This is a genomic window from Klebsiella sp. 141162 (assembly GCF_050600755.1).
GTDB lineage: Bacteria > Pseudomonadota > Gammaproteobacteria > Enterobacterales > Enterobacteriaceae > Klebsiella > Klebsiella aerogenes.
In genome coordinates this window covers 92,643-107,416 of sequence record NZ_JAQIRI010000008.1, presented here as the reverse complement: position 1 = coordinate 107,416, position 14,774 = coordinate 92,643, and the positions used below count along the sequence as shown (strand labels likewise).

Here is a 14,774-nt window from a genome sequence, read left to right as displayed (position 1 = left end):
TTAGTCACCGAAGCGCAGCGGCGAATATGCATCTTCCAGGATTACAAATTCGGAATTGATATTTCCCGCCCGTCGGCGATTGTGGTTGAAATAACAACAACGCAAACCCGACCGATGGAGGAGAAATGAAAGTAGCGCTGTGGCAACGGATTACCGGCTGGCTGGCTTTTTTATCTAACGGAGAAGCCGGGCAGCAAGATGGTCAACGGATGATGGAGGCGATCTTGCCGGTCGCCAGCCTGTATGGCGTGGATCTCGGCAACGTGGAAACCCGGTGGTTTCGCCATGACAAAACATACTGAGCGGCGCTGGACGCGCGAAGCCTACTGGAACGAGGTGTGCTCTGTGTAGCAGAAGGCTGCTTGCGGTTGCGGTAAAAAGGAGAGGCTCCGCAGCCCAAGCAGCTTTAAACCCTGGCTTCTACTCCTGTTCTCCCTGTTTTTTTCCCTTCTCCGTTTTGCAATTTCCCCACCGTCACGGTATAAATGACCTTCATTTGGATGTTTAGACGTCCATACATAAAGAAGGCAATATGCAAACAACATCACAACAACAAGGTGGGCAACTTAAGCGCACCATGAAAACGCGCCACCTGATTATGCTCTCGCTGGGCGGCGTCATTGGCACAGGGTTATTCTTCAATACCGGCTATATTATCTCGACCACCGGCGCGGCGGGCACGCTGCTGGCGTATCTGATCGGCGCGCTAGTGGTCTGGCTGGTGATGCAGTGTCTTGGCGAACTGTCGGTGGCGATGCCGGAAACCGGCGCCTTTCACGTGTATGCCGCGCGTTATCTCGGCCCGGCGACCGGCTATACCGTGGCGTGGCTCTACTGGCTGACCTGGACCGTGGCGCTCGGCTCGAGCTTTACCGCCGCCGGCTTCTGTATGCAGTACTGGTTCCCGCAGGTGCCGGTGTGGGTCTGGTGCGTGATTTTCTGCGCGGTGATTTTCGCCCTGAATGTTATCTCTACCCGCTTCTTTGCCGAAGGCGAATTTTGGTTCTCGCTGGTCAAAGTGATCACCATCATTGCTTTTATTATTCTCGGCGGCGCGGCCATCTTCGGCTTTATTCCGCTGACCGACGGTTCACCGGCGCCGGGGCTGCATAACATCACCGCCGAAGGCTGGTTCCCTCATGGCGGCCTGCCGATCCTGATGACCATGGTGGCGGTGAACTTCGCTTTCTCGGGCACCGAACTTATCGGTATTGCCGCCGGTGAGACGCAAAACCCGCATCAGGTGATTCCGGTCGCGATCCGCACCACTATTGCCCGGCTGATTATTTTCTTTATCGGCACCGTTTTCGTGCTCGCCGCGCTAATCCCGATGCAGCAGGCGGGGGTGGAAAAAAGCCCGTTCGTACTGGTGTTTGAAAAGGTCGGTATTCCTTATGCGGCGGATATTTTTAACTTCGTGATCCTGACCGCGATTTTGTCGGCGGCCAACTCGGGCCTGTATGCCTCCGGGCGGATGCTGTGGTCGCTATCAAATGAGAAGACGTTGCCAGCCTGCTTTGCCAAAGTGAATAAACGCGGCGTGCCGCTAACCGCGCTGACGGTGAGCATGCTGGGCGGCGTGCTGGCGCTGTTTTCCAGCGTAGTCGCGCCGGATACGGTGTTTGTTGCGCTGTCGGCGATTTCCGGTTTTGCGGTGGTCGCGGTATGGCTGAGCATCTGCGCGTCGCATTTTGTTTTCCGCCGCCGCCATCTGCAACAGGGCAAAGCGTTAAGCGAGCTGCACTATCGCGCGCCATGGTATCCGCTGGTGCCGGCGCTGGGTTTTGTACTTTGCCTGGTGGCCTGCGTGGGGCTGGCCTTTGACCCAAGCCAGCGTATTGCGTTGTGGTGCGGGATCCCGTTCGTCGCGCTATGTTATGGCGCTTACTATCTGACTCGTACACGGAAATTAACTCAGGAGCCGCAACATGCCGCAGAATAATCCGCTAACCGCTATCCTTGAAACGCAACCGTTCGTGCTGCTGGATGGCGCGATGGCGACGGAGCTGGAAGCGCGCGGCTGCAATCTGGCCGATAGTTTATGGTCGGCGAAGGTACTGCTGGAAAACCCGCAGCTGATCCGCGATGTGCATCTCGACTATTTCCGCGCTGGCGCACAGGTGGCGATCACCGCCAGCTATCAGGCAACACCGGCAGGCTTTGCCGCCCGCGGGCTGGATGAGGCGCAGTCGAAGGCGTTGATAGGTAAAAGCGTCGAGCTGGCGCGTAAAGCCCGCGAGGCGTATCTGGCGGAAAACCCGCAGGCGGGAACGCTGCTGGTGGCCGGGTCGGTCGGGCCGTATGGCGCGTATCTGGCGGATGGCTCTGAGTATCGCGGCGATTATCAGCGCAGCGCGGAGGCGTTTCAGGCATTCCACCGTCCGCGCGTCGAAGCGCTGCTGGATGCCGGGGCGGATCTGCTGGCCTGTGAAACATTGCCGTCGTTTGCCGAAATCACGGCGCTGGTGGCGCTGCTGCGTGACTACCCGCGCGCCCGCGCCTGGTTCTCGTTGACCCTGCGCGATGCCGAACATCTCAGCGACGGTACGCCGCTGCGCGAGGTTGTTGCGGTATTGGCCGATAATCCGCAGGTGCTGGCGCTGGGGATTAACTGTATCGCGCTGGAAAATACCACCGCCGCGCTGCAGCATCTGCACAGCCTGACGTCGCTGCCGCTGGTGGTCTATCCTAACTCCGGCGAGCACTATGATGCGCTGACCAAGACCTGGCATCATCACGGCGAAGCCTGCGCGACGCTCGCGGCCTATTTGCCGCAGTGGCTGGCGGCTGGCGCCAGGCTGATTGGCGGCTGTTGTCGCACCACGCCGCAGGATATCGCCGCGCTGGCGGCGGGCCGTTAACACCTGTATTTCTTTCCCCCCGGATGGCGGCGCTCCGCGCCTGATCCGGGCTACCAGTACCGCGAGCCGGGGGAACCCATTTCTTTAATCCCTGTTTTTAACTATCTAATCCCGCTTTTCTTCTAAAAACGATTCGCTATTAGGCAGAATTTTTAATTACTTCATCTCCACGCTGATGCCGGAAATACTGCACCCATAACAACTAAGGGGAAGCAGACACTATGGCATTCACATCGCGAATTACTCTTCTGGCGGCGCTGGCTTTCGCTGCCTTCCAGGCGCAGGCGGTTAACGTCACCGTCGCCTATCAAACCTCCGCCGAACCGGCGAAAGTCGCCCAGGCGGACAACACCTTCGCCAAAGCCAGCGGCGCCACCGTTGACTGGCGTAAATTCGACAGCGGCTCCAGCATCGTACGCGCGCTGGCCTCAGGCGATGTACAAATAGGCAACCTCGGTTCCAGCCCGCTGGCGGTGGCCGCCACTCAGCAGGTACCGATTGAAGTGTTCCTGCTGGCCTCGAAGCTCGGTAATTCCGAAGCGCTGGTGGTGAAGAAAGATATCACTAAGCCGGAAGATCTGATTGGCAAACGCATTGCGGTACCGTTTATTTCGACCACCCACTACAGCCTGCTTTCCGCGCTGAAACATTGGGGAATCAAACCGGGCCAGGTGCAGATTATCAACCTGCAGCCGCCGGCGATTATCGCCGCCTGGCAGCGCGGCGATATTGATGGCGCTTACGTGTGGGCGCCAGCCGTTAACGAACTGGAAAAAGAGGGCAAGGTGCTGACCGACTCCGCGCAGGTGGGGCAATGGGGCGCGCCGACGCTGGATGTCTGGGTTGTGCGTAAAGACTTTGCCGAGCAGCATCCGGAAATCGTGAAAGCTTTCGCTAAAAGCGCCATCGACGCGCAGCAGCCCTATATCGCCAACCCGGAGGCGTGGCTGAAGCAGCCGGAAAATCTCAGCAAGCTGTCGCGACTGAGCGGCGTGCCGGAGGCGGATGTGCCGGTGTTAGTCAAAGGCAATACCTATCTTACCGCCGCCCAGCAGGCGCAGGAGCTTAACGGCCCGGTGAACCAGGCGATTATCGATACCGCGAAATTCCTCAAAGAGCAGGGCAAAGTACCGGCGGCCGGAACCGACTATAGCCAGTTCGTTACTGACCGTTTCGTGAAATAAAAGGAGGCTCCGATGCTGCAAATCTCGCATCTCTCCGCTGATTATGGCGGTAAACCGGCGCTGGCGGATATCAACCTGACGTTGGACAGCGGCGAACTGCTGGTGGTGCTGGGCCCTTCCGGCTGCGGCAAAACCACGCTGCTGAACCTGATTGCCGGATTCGTGCCTTACCAGCACGGCAGCATCACTCTCGAAGGCCGTCGCATCGACGGGCCGGGCGCCGATCGCGGCGTGGTGTTTCAAAATGAAGGCCTGTTGCCGTGGCGCAACGTGCTGGATAACGTCGCGCTGGGATTACAGCTGGCGGGGGTTGAAAAGACCCAACGCCGGGAAATCGCCGCGCAGATGTTAAAGAAAGTCGGCCTGCAGGGGGCGGAAAAACGCTTTATCTGGCAGCTTTCCGGCGGCCAGCGTCAGCGTGTCGGTATTGCGCGCGCGCTGGCGGCGGATCCGCAGCTTTTGCTGCTGGATGAGCCCTTCGGCGCGCTGGATGCCTTTACTCGCGAGCAGATGCAAACTCTGCTGCTGCGACTGTGGCATGAAACCGGCAAGCAGGTGCTGTTGATTACCCACGATATCGAAGAAGCGGTATTTATGGCCAGCGAGCTGGTGCTGCTGTCGCCGGGGCCGGGGCGGGTGCAGGAACGCCTGCCGCTGGAGTTCGGCCGCCGTTTTGTCGCCGGTGAATCCTGCCGCAGCATTAAATCGGATCCGCAATTTATCGCCCAGCGCGAATATGTGCTTAGCCGGGTGTTCGAACAACGGGAGGCTTTCTCATGAGCGTGGTCCTCAATGATAAACCGCGCCAGCGCGCGCTGAAGTGGCGCTGGCCGCTATCACGGCAGCTGACCCTTAGCGTAGCGACGCTGGCGGTGTTGCTGGCTATCTGGTGGGCGGTGACCGCGCTACAGCTGATTAGCCCGCTGTTTTTACCCTCGCCGTGGCAGGTATTGCAGAAGCTACTCACCATTGCCGGGCCGCAAGGCTTTATGGACGCGACCCTGTGGCAGCATCTGGCGGCGAGCCTGACGCGTATCGCCATCGCGCTGGTACTGGCGGCGATCGTTGGCGTGCCGGTGGGGATCGCCATGGGATTGAGCCCAACGGTACGCGGGATCCTCGACCCGCTGATCGAACTGTATCGTCCGGTACCGCCGCTGGCGTGGCTGCCGCTGGTGATCATCTGGTTCGGCATTGGCGAAACGCCGAAAATCTTACTGATCTATCTGGCTATTTTCGCCCCGGTAGTGATGTCGACGCTGGCGGGGGTTAAAAGCGCGCAGCAGGTCCGTATTCGCGCCGCGCAGTCTTTAGGGGCCAGTCGCGCTCAGGTGCTGTGGCTGGTGATCCTGCCGGGCGCGCTGCCGGAAATTCTTACCGGCCTGCGCATTGGCCTTGGCGTCGGTTGGTCGACGCTGGTGGCGGCGGAGCTGATTGCCGCCACTCGCGGCTTAGGTTTTATGGTGCAATCCGCCGGTGAATTCCTGGCGACCGATGTGGTGTTAGCCGGGATCGCGGTGATTGCGATAATCGCATTTGTTCTGGAACTGGGACTGCGCGCGTTGCAGCGCCGCCTGACGCCCTGGCATGGAGAAGTACAATGAGTGAACGTCTTAGCATTACCCCGTTGGGGCCGTATATTGGCGCGCAGGTGGCCGGAGCCGATTTGACCCGTCCGTTAAGCGACAATCAGTTCGAGCAGCTATATCACGCGGTACTGCGTCATCAGGTGGTGTTCCTGCGCGAGCAAAATATCACCCCGCAACAGCAGCGCGATCTGGCGTTACGGTTCGGCGATTTGCATATTCATCCGGTCTATCCGCATGCGCCGGGCGTGGATGAAATTATCGTACTGGATACCCATAACGATAATCCGCCGGACAACGATAACTGGCATACCGACGTGACCTTTATCGACACGCCGCCGGCGGGGGCGATTCTGGCGGCGAAGGAGTTACCTTCTACCGGCGGCGATACCCTGTGGACCAGCGGTATTGCCGCCTGGGAGGCGCTCTCCGAACCGTTCCGCCAACTGTTGAGCGGTTTACGCGCGGAGCACGATTTCCGCAAATCGTTCCAGGAGTATAAGTACAACAAGACGGAAGCGGAGCATCAGCGCTGGCGCGAGGCGGTGGCGAAGCACCCGCCGCTGTTGCACCCGGTGGTACGTACCCATCCGGTAACTGGTAAGCAGGCGCTGTTCGTCAATGAAGGGTTTACCACCCGCATTGTGGGTGTCAGCGAGAAAGAGAGCGAGGCGCTGCTGAATTTCCTGTTTGCTCACGTCACTAAACCGGAATTCCAGGTGCGCTGGCGCTGGCAGCCGAACGACGTGGCGATTTGGGATAACCGGGTGACGCAGCATTACGCTAACGCCGACTATCTGCCGCAGCGGCGCATCATGCACCGCGCGACAATTCTTGGCGATAAGCCGTTCTACCGGGCGGGATAAACGGCTAGAGATGCGCGCCGATGTAGCGCTGGTAGCGGTTGGCTTTGAGGTAGGTTAAATCCACCAGTACTAGCCCATCGACGCAGTGATTAAAGTCCGGATCGCTGCCGAAATCGATAAACTGCACGCCGCCCGGCTCGCACACTTCCGAGTACTGTTTATACAGCGGCGGAATGGCGCAGCCGAGGTTGCCGAGCAGCGACTTCAGCCGCGTCAGGTCTTCGGTGTAATCCTCGCCGCCAAACTGCGCCAGCACGTCGGGTAGCGAAGCTGGGTAGGGGCGGCGCGATTTGGCCAGCGGATGCGTCGCCGGAAACCATAAGCGGTAGAAGGCGACCAGCAAATCGCGGGCATCGGGCGGCAAGCCGCCGGAAATCGAGACCGGGCCAAAAAGATAGCGATAGTGCGGGTTTCGCGCCAGCCAGGCGCCGATGCCTGACCAGAGATAATCCAGCCCGCGGCGTCCCCAGTAGCGCGGCTGAATGAAGCTGCGCCCCAGTTCAATCCCGTGCTGCAGAATATCGTCCATCCGCGCGTCGTAGTGGAACAGGCTGTAGCTGTAGATGCCCTCCACTCCCCGTTTCTCCAGTTGCATGGCGGTAGGCATAAAACGATAGGCGCCGACGATCTCCAGATCCTCTTCATCCCATAAAATCAGGTGCAGGTAGTCATCATCGTAGCTATCGATATCGCGGCGTTTGCCGCTGCCTTCGCCGACCGCCCGGAAGGCTATCTCCCGCAGACGGCCCAGTTCGCGTAGCAGCGGTGCCTCTTCCTGGCCGTTGCGTTGCCACAGATAAATCAGTTTACCGTCCGTGGTTTTGCCTAAACATTCGGTTTTTGCCAGCTCGCGTTTGAGCAGCGCGCGGTCTTCCGGGCGGGCGATCGCGCTTTCGCTTTTAAACAGGCCGGGGTGTCCTTTACCGAGGCGCTCGACGTGGCGGTAGCACCGGTCCGCCAGTTCGCGGGCGGAAAGCTGCGGCTGATGCCACGATGACCACGCGATTTGCTGGCCAATGCGCAACGGCAAGCTGCTATCGCGGCGGCGAAACATCTGCTGCATTAACAGCAGCAGCGGCAGATTCTCGGAGAGCAGGGCGCTGGCGTAGAACAGCGGGCTGTTGTGGGCGCGGATCCAGGCCGGCAGCAGCGGCGCGCGGTATTTCGTCGCCAGCTTGATGAAGCCGGGATGCCATTTTTTATCACGGATGCCGCGGCGGGTCAGGCGCGAGACTTCCCCCGCAGGGAAGAAGATCAGCACGCCGCCCTGCTGAAGCTGCTGGTCCATCTGCTGCAGCGCCGCTTTGGCGGTACGGCCGTTGATATTATCCACCGGAATAAACAGCGAGCTCAGCGGTTCAAGATGGGTCAGCATACGGTTAGTGACGACTTTGACATCGCGCCGCACGCGGGAGACCGCATAAAGCAGGGCGAGCCCATCGAGCGTCCCGGTCGGATGGTTGGCGATAATCACCAGCGGGCCATGTTCGGGGATTTGTTCAAGGTCATGCGCCGGGATAGCGCAGCGGATATTGAGATGTTCGAGGACCTGTTCGACCGTATCCAGTCCTTTCAGGTGACGATGGCGGGCGGCAAATTGCTGGAACTCTGCTTCATGCAGAAGCTTTTTCAACACCTTTTTCTGCCAGGGGGCGGGCCTCGCCTGAGGCCACAGGTCATCGAGAACGTTGTCGAGACTAAACATAGTGACTCCTCCTCTGTCCTGCCCAGACAGTAGAAGGCGCAGATGTCGTTCAGATTACAATTCGGTGAAGATTCGGTCTCAGCAGGCGAGGTTTCCCGGATAGCGGCTTACGCCTTATCCGGGCGACCCGCAGCGCCGTTTTTTTGTCGGGTGGCGGCTACGCCTTACCCGACCTACAGTCCGTGCCATTGCATGCTGCAGAGCTCTACCCTTGTATCCATGGCTACTGAAACTGCCGGTGTTGGTGGCCTCAAAATCGCTGAGACGTTCCCGGCAGGCCGGGGCAGCCCGCATGGATGCGGGCTGAGGGCCGTGTTTTGCACGGACGCTGCCTCGGCCCGACCCGAAGACTGCCGGGATAAGTCGAAGGAACCACGAAGTGGCGATTTTGGCGGCCAGAGCCCGGGGGTACAGGGGGCGGCGGCGACTGGCCGCCCCCTGTGCGCTCCCTATGCCATGAGAGACATAACGCAGAAGACATTTCGGGAGCGCAATGTGCCCGGAAACAGCATAGAACAACCGTTTCTCCAGGAATGAAACAGTTGCAAACTGATAATAATATCTACGATTTGGCATTTGGTTGGTAGCCCCGGTAAGCGTCAGCGCTACCGGGGAGAGGGCAGGTTTAACGCAGGATTTTTTTCTCGGCCAGATCGAGGGCGAAATAGCTGAAGATCAGGTCCGCGCCCGCGCGTTTAATTGCGCCAAGGCTTTCCAGCACCACTTTCTCTTCGTCGATTGCGCCAGCCTGCGCGGCAAATTTGATCATCGCGTACTCGCCGCTGACCTGATAAGCGCCGAGCGGCAGGTTGCTGCGCTCGCGGATATCACGCAGGATATCCAGATAGGCGCCGGCCGGTTTCACCATCAGGCAGTCCGCGCCCTGGGCTTCATCGAGCAGCGACTCGCGGATTGCCTCGCGACGGTTCATCGGGCTCATCTGGTAAGTTTTACGATCGCCTTTCAGCGCGGTACCGGCGGCTTCACGGAACGGGCCGTAGAACGATGACGCGAATTTGGTCGAGTAAGACATAATCGCGGTATTGGTAAAGCCTGCGGCATCCAGCGAACGGCGGATCGCCTGCACCTGACCGTCCATCGCGGCGGATGGCGCGATGAAATCAGCGCCGGCGGCCGCAGCGACCACCGCCTGCTTACCGAGGTTTTCCAGGGTCGCATCGTTATCGACGCCGTGCTCGCAAAGTACGCCGCAGTGGCCGTGCGAGGTATATTCGCAGAAGCAGGTATCGGACATGACGATCATTTCCGGCACCGCCTGTTTGGCGATACGGGTCATGCGCGCCACCAGACCGTTTTCGTTCCAGGTATCGCTACCGGTCGCGTCGGTATGGTGGGAAATACCAAAGGTCATCACTGAACGAATCCCGGCGTTGGCGATGCGCTCAATTTCGCGCGCCAGATGTTTTTCCGGAATACGCATGACGCCAGGCATCGCTTCGATGGCTTTGTAATCGTCAATTTCTTCTTCAACAAAGATCGGCAACACCAGGTCGTTCAAACTCAGTGTTGTCTCTTCAAACATGGCGCGCAGCGAGGCGGATTGGCGCAGGCGGCGTGGGCGAGTGATTAAATCTGTCATGGTTTGCCTGATTTTGTGAAATGAAAGAAGGTAGTGTACCGCAAACGACAGCGGTATGTTTCGCCAAAACGATCCTTAACAATCAGTGGCAAAACATCCCGCAACGATTACTGGCTGGCGGTTTCCATATTCGGCTGCACGCCGCTTAAGGCGCTGACGAGGTCGTTGACGCCGTCGCTCATGGCGCTGAAACGGGTCAACGCGGAACGGGTCACCACCACGAAGACCCCGACGTTAGCCTGCGGGTTCATCGCCATATAGGTAATAAATCCGCCGCCGCCGCCGGTTTTCTGAATAATGCCCGGATGGCCGTTTTTCGGCTTCATGTACACCCAGCCAAGACCCAGCGCATCGGCTTTACCCGGAACATCCATGCCGATCACTCGGGTGAGCTGGGTACGTTGATAAATCAGCGTCTGCATGCGATCGGCCTGCTGGCCGCGAGTATAGAAATCCGAAGAGAGGAACTGCTGCATCCAGCGCATCATATCGCCCGGGGTCGAATACACGCCGCCGCTGCCGATGGCCGCGAGGGTGTTATTACACGGGCTGGCGCCTTTCTCCGCCACCATCAAGCGCTGACACTGATCCGGCGATGGGGTGAAGGTGGTGTCCTTCATGCCGAGCGGGCGGGTGATTTGTTCTTCAAACAGCTGCGGGTAGGGCTTACCGGCGGCGGTCGATAGCGCATCGGCCAGCAGGTCGAAGGCCAGGTTGGAATAGGCCGCCTGCGAACCCGGCGTGGTTTTAAGCGTAGCCGTCGACAGCCAGTTCCAGCGCTGCTGGCGGGTCGGCCAGACGAATACCGGGCGATGCGCCGCGCCGCCGGGCTGCTCGCGCGGCAGGGCGCTGGTGTGGGTTGCGAGATTGACCAGCGTAATCGGTACGCCCTGGTAGGTTGGCACCCGCGCGCCAGGCGGCGCGTATTTACTCAGCGGATCGTCAAGCTTAACCACTCCCTGATCGAGCAGTTTCACCAGCATTTCACTGGTCATCAGCTTACTCAGAGAGGCGATGCGGATAACGGAATCCAATTGTGGATGCTGATTATTACCCGGACGGGTTTCGCCGAAGCTGCGGAATACGCGCTGGTTGCCGTCGATAACCACCATCGCCATGCCGGTGGCGCCGCTGCCGTAATAAATATGTTCGGCGAAGCGGTCGACCACATCAGAAGTAAATACCGGATCAACGCTCGGCTGAACCGCCTGGGCTGAGGTCCACGACGCCGCGCACAGCGCAGCAAAAATGAGCAAACTACGTTTCAACGGAGGCATCCATCGTTTATTAGGGGAATATACACCGTATTTATACTACGAAGTCGCGGCGAGCAAAGTGGGAATAACGACAATATTTCACAGAAAAGCGTAACGGTGCGTAAAAATGACTTTTTTCCGCTTTCAGATATCTGCTTTTCCGCCTGACGCGTATGATTAAGCTCTTATTCATCTTATAAAAGAGAGTGGTGATGGCATCTCAACGGGTTCTGATGGTAGTGGATATGCAAAACGGCGTATTCGAGACGCCGCGTGTCGATCGCGAACGCTGCGTAGCGCAAATCAATCGCCTGATTCACGCCGCCGATAGCGTTATTTTCATTCAGCACGCTGAAGCAGGCGGCCTGGAAGAAGGAAGCGAAGGATTCGCGCTGCTGCCTGAACTGGCGCAACCCGCCGGGGCGCGCTACGTCACTAAAACGGCCTGTGATGCGTTTTATAAAACCGATCTTGAACAGGTACTGCGCGAGAACGGAACTCACGCTTTTGTTATCTGCGGCTGCGCGACCGATTATTGCGTCGATACCACCATCAAAAACGGCGCCAGCCGCGGCTACGCCATCACCATCGCCGAAGATGCCCATACCACCGCCAATCGCGCCGCCGCCGAGGCCAAAACGCTGATCGCTCACTATAACGAGGTGTGGCGGACTTTCACCCTTCCCGATAATCCTTTACGCGTGAAACCCGTAGAAACAATTCTTGCCGAATGGCAGACGAACTAAGTCGCTGATATCCGGTCTCATCATGGGTCCGCTTTACTTCGCCGCCGCGCGTTGCGGCGGGCGTACGTGTGGTACACAGCAAAAACAGAACGATAAGAAGTTAGCAGGAGAGTACGATGTTTAAAGCTTTTTTCCCCAAACCGGGGCCGTTTTTTATTTCTGCCTTTATCTGGTCGCTGCTGGCGGTGATCTTTTGGCAGGCGGGCGGCGGCGACTGGCTGCTGCGGATAACCGGCGCATCGCAGGATGTCGCCATCAGCGCGGCGCGGTTCTGGTCGCTCAACTATTTGGTGTTTTACGCGTATTACCTGTTCTGCGTCGGCGCCTTCGCGCTGTTCTGGTTTATCTATAGCCCGCATCGCTGGCAATACTGGTCTATTCTCGGCACCTCGTTGATTATTTTTGTCACCTGGTTTTTGGTGGAAGTTGGGGTGGCGATCAACGCCTGGTATGCGCCGTTCTATGACTTGATTCAGAGCGCGCTGGCCACGCCGCACAAGGTCAGCATCAATCAGTTCTACCACGAGATTGGCATTTTTCTCGGCATCGCGCTGATTGCGGTGGTGATTGGCGTGCTGAATAACTTCTTCGTAAGCCACTATGTGTTCCGCTGGCGTACCGCGATGAACGAACACTATATGGAACACTGGCAGCATCTGCGCCATATCGAAGGTGCCGCTCAGCGTGTGCAGGAAGACACCATGCGCTTCGCCGCGACGCTTGAAGATATGGGCGTAAGCTTTATTAATGCGGTAATGACGCTGATTGCCTTCCTGCCGGTGCTGGTTTCGTTGTCGGCGCATGTGCCGGACCTGCCGATCGTTGGCCATTTACCGTATGGGCTGGTGATTGCCGCTATCGTGTGGTCGCTGATGGGAACCGGGCTGCTGGCGGTGGTCGGGATCAAGCTGCCGGGCCTGCAATTTAAAAACCAGCGGGTAGAAGCCGCCTATCGTAAAGAGCTGGTGTATGGCGAGGATGACGCCAACCGCGCCACGCCGCCGACCGTGCGCGAGCTGTTCAGCGCGGTGCGCCGCAACTACTTCCGTCTCTATTTCCACTATATGTATTTCAATATTGCCCGTATTCTTTACCTGCAGGTGGATAACGTTTTCGGCTTGTTCCTGCTGTTTCCGTCGATTGTCGCCGGTACGATTACGCTCGGCCTGATGACCCAGATCACCAACGTGTTCGGTCAGGTTCGCGGCTCGTTCCAGTATCTGATTAGTTCGTGGACCACGCTGGTGGAACTGATGTCCATCTATAAACGTCTGCGCAGCTTTGAGCGCGAACTGGATAACAAAGGGCTGCAGGAAGTCTCTTCAACCGTTAATTAATTAATGAATGCAAGGAAGGTTTATGGCGCAGGTTTCTCGCGGTGTTTCACTCTCTTTTACGCTGCTGGCCGGGTTGGTGCTGAGCGCCTGTACCAGCCAGCAGGCGCCTAAGTTGAAAGAAGGCGAGAAGCCGGTGGATGTCGCCGCCGTGGTGCGGCAAAAAATGCCTGCCAGCGTCAAAGACCGCGAGGCCTGGGCGCAGGCGATTGCCAAAACCTTTGACAGCCAGAAGCTGGCGCCGACGGAAGAAAACGTCTGTTCGGTGCTGGCGGTCGCCCAGCAGGAATCAAACTATCAGGCCGATCCGGCGGTGCCGGGCCTGAATAAAATCGCCTGGCAGGAAATTGACCGTCGGGCGGAAAAAATGCATATCCCGGTATTTCTGGTGCATACCGCGCTGAAAATCACCTCGCCGAACGGTAAAAGTTACAGCGAGCGCCTCGATAACGTCAAAACGGAAAAACAGCTAAGCGCGATTTTTGATGACTTCATTGGCATGGTGCCGATGGGCCAGAAGCTGTTCGGCTCTCTCAACCCGGTGCATACCGGCGGGCCAATGCAGGTAAGCATCGCCTTTGCCCAGCAGCATACCGACGGTTATCCGTGGAAAATCGACGGCACCGTGCGCCAGGAAGTCTTCAGCCTGCGCGGCGGGTTGTGGTTCGGCACCTATCATCTGCTCAACTACCCGGCTAACTATAGCGTGCCGCTGTACCGCTTTGCTGATTTCAATGCCGGTTGGTATGCCAGCCGTAACGCCGCCTTCCAGAATGCGGTGGTTAAAGCCACCGGCGTTAAGCTGGCGCTGGATGGCGATCTTATTCGTTATGACAGCGATGAACCTGGAACGACTGAGCTGGCGGTGCGCCGTTTAGCCGGGCAGTTGGGGATGAGCGATGGCGATATCCATCGCCAACTGAAGAAGGGCGATAGCCTGGCGTTTGAAGAGAGCGATTTGTATAAGAAAATATTCAAAATCGCCGAGAAAAAGGCCGGGAAAACGCTTCCGCGCGAGATGTTGCCGGGGATCCAACTGGAAAGCCCGAAAATCACCCGCAATCTTACTACCGCGTGGTTTGCTAAGCGGGTCGACGATCGCCGCGCCAGCTGTATGGCGCGTCGTTAACGGTTATGGTACCAGCGTAGGATAAGCCCCAGCGCGCCGACCAGCAGGCTACCAAACAGGAACGGAATTAAACCGAACAGGGTACCGACGCCGAGCCCAATCTCAATGCGTGGGCGGTTGGTATCCTGAATCTGAATGAGATGTTCGAATACGCCTGGCGCGTGTACCAGCATGCTCAACATTTGCGCGCCGGCCCAGATGCACAGCAGAACAAAAAGCGCGTAGGCAATGTTACCGCTGGTGATCGATACCTTCTTTTTGTTGCTCCCCATCAGCGTTTTAGAAAACGTAAATTCAGCCATATAAACCTCCGCAACACCTGTTCCGCTGGTTTTTCCTCCAGCTCTATAGACAGGAATTCTGGCAGCGCCGGGCGTTTCCCTGTATCAGATTGCTGGTAATTTCTGCCAGGAATAATCCTGTTTTGACAAAACTGTCGGCGAGCCCGCATTGCACAAAAGGGAGAGCGGCTTCGCATTGTGCGAACAATCTTGTTGGCGCGGCGGG

At 58.1% G+C, this 14,774-nt stretch carries 14 protein-coding genes; 10 read left to right on the top strand and 4 right to left on the bottom strand.

From position 1 onward, the window contains the following. Positions 1 to 125 precede the first annotated feature (125 nt). From PGR23_RS19365 to tauD, 7 genes are all read left to right on the top strand, one after another. Positions 126 to 302: a hypothetical protein gene (locus PGR23_RS19365; protein WP_015368101.1), complete on the top strand. Its 177-nt coding sequence runs from the start codon at positions 126 to 128 to the stop codon at positions 300 to 302. A gap of 230 nt (positions 303 to 532) precedes the next feature. Next, complete coding sequence (gene mmuP, locus PGR23_RS19360) at positions 533 to 1,942, top strand: S-methylmethionine permease (protein WP_047045994.1); 1,410 nt, start codon at positions 533 to 535, stop codon at positions 1,940 to 1,942. Next, positions 1,929 to 2,861: a homocysteine S-methyltransferase gene (gene mmuM, locus PGR23_RS19355; protein ID WP_141238300.1), complete on the top strand. Its 933-nt coding sequence runs from the start codon at positions 1,929 to 1,931 to the stop codon at positions 2,859 to 2,861. The genes mmuP and mmuM overlap by 14 nt, the downstream gene beginning before the upstream one ends. 221 nt (positions 2,862 to 3,082) lie before the next feature. Beyond that, positions 3,083 to 4,045, top strand: coding sequence for a taurine ABC transporter substrate-binding protein (gene tauA / locus PGR23_RS19350; RefSeq protein WP_015368105.1), 963 nt, complete (start codon positions 3,083 to 3,085; stop codon positions 4,043 to 4,045). A 12-nt stretch (positions 4,046 to 4,057) separates the two neighbouring features. After that, positions 4,058 to 4,825 (top strand): taurine ABC transporter ATP-binding subunit, encoded by a 768-nt coding sequence (tauB, locus tag PGR23_RS19345; protein ID WP_045380937.1) that lies wholly within the window; start codon positions 4,058 to 4,060, stop codon positions 4,823 to 4,825. Next, positions 4,822 to 5,649 (top strand): taurine ABC transporter permease TauC, encoded by an 828-nt coding sequence (gene tauC, locus PGR23_RS19340; RefSeq protein ID WP_045390998.1) that lies wholly within the window; start codon positions 4,822 to 4,824, stop codon positions 5,647 to 5,649. Before tauB ends, tauC begins: the two co-directional genes overlap by 4 nt. Further along, positions 5,646 to 6,497, top strand: coding sequence for a taurine dioxygenase (gene tauD, locus PGR23_RS19335; RefSeq protein WP_063414138.1), 852 nt, complete (start codon positions 5,646 to 5,648; stop codon positions 6,495 to 6,497). The genes tauC and tauD overlap by 4 nt, the downstream gene beginning before the upstream one ends. Positions 6,498 to 6,501: 4 nt before the next feature. Here tauD and PGR23_RS19330 read toward each other — a convergent pair whose 3' ends face one another. From PGR23_RS19330 to ampH, 3 genes are all read right to left on the bottom strand, one after another. After that, positions 6,502 to 8,202: a lysophospholipid acyltransferase family protein gene (locus PGR23_RS19330; RefSeq protein ID WP_063414136.1), complete on the bottom strand. Its 1,701-nt coding sequence runs from the start codon at positions 8,200 to 8,202 to the stop codon at positions 6,502 to 6,504. A 625-nt stretch (positions 8,203 to 8,827) separates the two neighbouring features. Then, positions 8,828 to 9,802, bottom strand: coding sequence for a porphobilinogen synthase (gene hemB / locus PGR23_RS19325; RefSeq protein ID WP_015368036.1), 975 nt, complete (start codon positions 9,800 to 9,802; stop codon positions 8,828 to 8,830). A gap of 107 nt (positions 9,803 to 9,909) precedes the next feature. Beyond that, entirely contained in the window at positions 9,910 to 11,070 is a 1,161-nt protein-coding gene (ampH, locus tag PGR23_RS19320) for a D-alanyl-D-alanine-carboxypeptidase/endopeptidase AmpH (protein WP_020079517.1), read from the bottom strand. A 221-nt stretch (positions 11,071 to 11,291) separates the two neighbouring features. Between ampH and PGR23_RS19315 the strand changes: the two genes are divergently transcribed. The 3 genes from PGR23_RS19315 (at position 11,292) to PGR23_RS19305 (ending at position 14,267) form a co-directional block, all read left to right on the top strand. Continuing rightward, entirely contained in the window at positions 11,292 to 11,804 is a 513-nt protein-coding gene (locus PGR23_RS19315) for an isochorismatase family protein (protein WP_161801920.1), read from the top strand. Between the two features lie 116 nt (positions 11,805 to 11,920). After that, positions 11,921 to 13,141, top strand: a complete 1,221-nt coding sequence (gene sbmA, locus PGR23_RS19310) for a peptide antibiotic transporter SbmA (protein ID WP_045390986.1) — start codon at positions 11,921 to 11,923, stop codon at positions 13,139 to 13,141. Between the two features lie 22 nt (positions 13,142 to 13,163). Next, positions 13,164 to 14,267: a DUF1615 domain-containing protein gene (locus PGR23_RS19305; RefSeq protein WP_396279884.1), complete on the top strand. Its 1,104-nt coding sequence runs from the start codon at positions 13,164 to 13,166 to the stop codon at positions 14,265 to 14,267. Here PGR23_RS19305 and PGR23_RS19300 read toward each other — a convergent pair. Further along, positions 14,264 to 14,569, bottom strand: a complete 306-nt coding sequence (locus PGR23_RS19300) for a DUF2755 family protein (RefSeq protein ID WP_015704540.1) — start codon at positions 14,567 to 14,569, stop codon at positions 14,264 to 14,266. The two genes, PGR23_RS19305 and PGR23_RS19300, sit on opposite strands and share 4 nt — an antisense overlap. Positions 14,570 to 14,774 lie beyond the last annotated feature (205 nt).

Bases quoted from the DNA above. Each gene is read 5' to 3' on its own strand.
- tauC (WP_045390998.1), top strand. From the start codon at position 4,822: ATGAGCGTGGTCCTCAATGATAAACCGCGCCAGCGCGCGCTGAAGTGG.
- sbmA (WP_045390986.1), top strand. From the start codon at position 11,921: ATGTTTAAAGCTTTTTTCCCCAAACCGGGGCCGTTTTTTATTTCTGCC.
- PGR23_RS19300 (WP_015704540.1), bottom strand. From the start codon at position 14,569: ATGGCTGAATTTACGTTTTCTAAAACGCTGATGGGGAGCAACAAAAAG.
- tauA (WP_015368105.1), top strand. From the start codon at position 3,083: ATGGCATTCACATCGCGAATTACTCTTCTGGCGGCGCTGGCTTTCGCT.
- PGR23_RS19330 (WP_063414136.1), bottom strand. From the start codon at position 8,202: ATGTTTAGTCTCGACAACGTTCTCGATGACCTGTGGCCTCAGGCGAGG.
- hemB (WP_015368036.1), bottom strand. From the start codon at position 9,802: ATGACAGATTTAATCACTCGCCCACGCCGCCTGCGCCAATCCGCCTCG.
- mmuP (WP_047045994.1), top strand. From the start codon at position 533: ATGCAAACAACATCACAACAACAAGGTGGGCAACTTAAGCGCACCATG.
- tauB (WP_045380937.1), top strand. From the start codon at position 4,058: ATGCTGCAAATCTCGCATCTCTCCGCTGATTATGGCGGTAAACCGGCG.
- PGR23_RS19305 (WP_396279884.1), top strand. From the start codon at position 13,164: ATGGCGCAGGTTTCTCGCGGTGTTTCACTCTCTTTTACGCTGCTGGCC.
- PGR23_RS19315 (WP_161801920.1), top strand. From the start codon at position 11,292: ATGGTAGTGGATATGCAAAACGGCGTATTCGAGACGCCGCGTGTCGAT.
- tauD (WP_063414138.1), top strand. From the start codon at position 5,646: ATGAGTGAACGTCTTAGCATTACCCCGTTGGGGCCGTATATTGGCGCG.
- mmuM (WP_141238300.1), top strand. From the start codon at position 1,929: ATGCCGCAGAATAATCCGCTAACCGCTATCCTTGAAACGCAACCGTTC.
- PGR23_RS19365 (WP_015368101.1), top strand. From the start codon at position 126: ATGAAAGTAGCGCTGTGGCAACGGATTACCGGCTGGCTGGCTTTTTTA.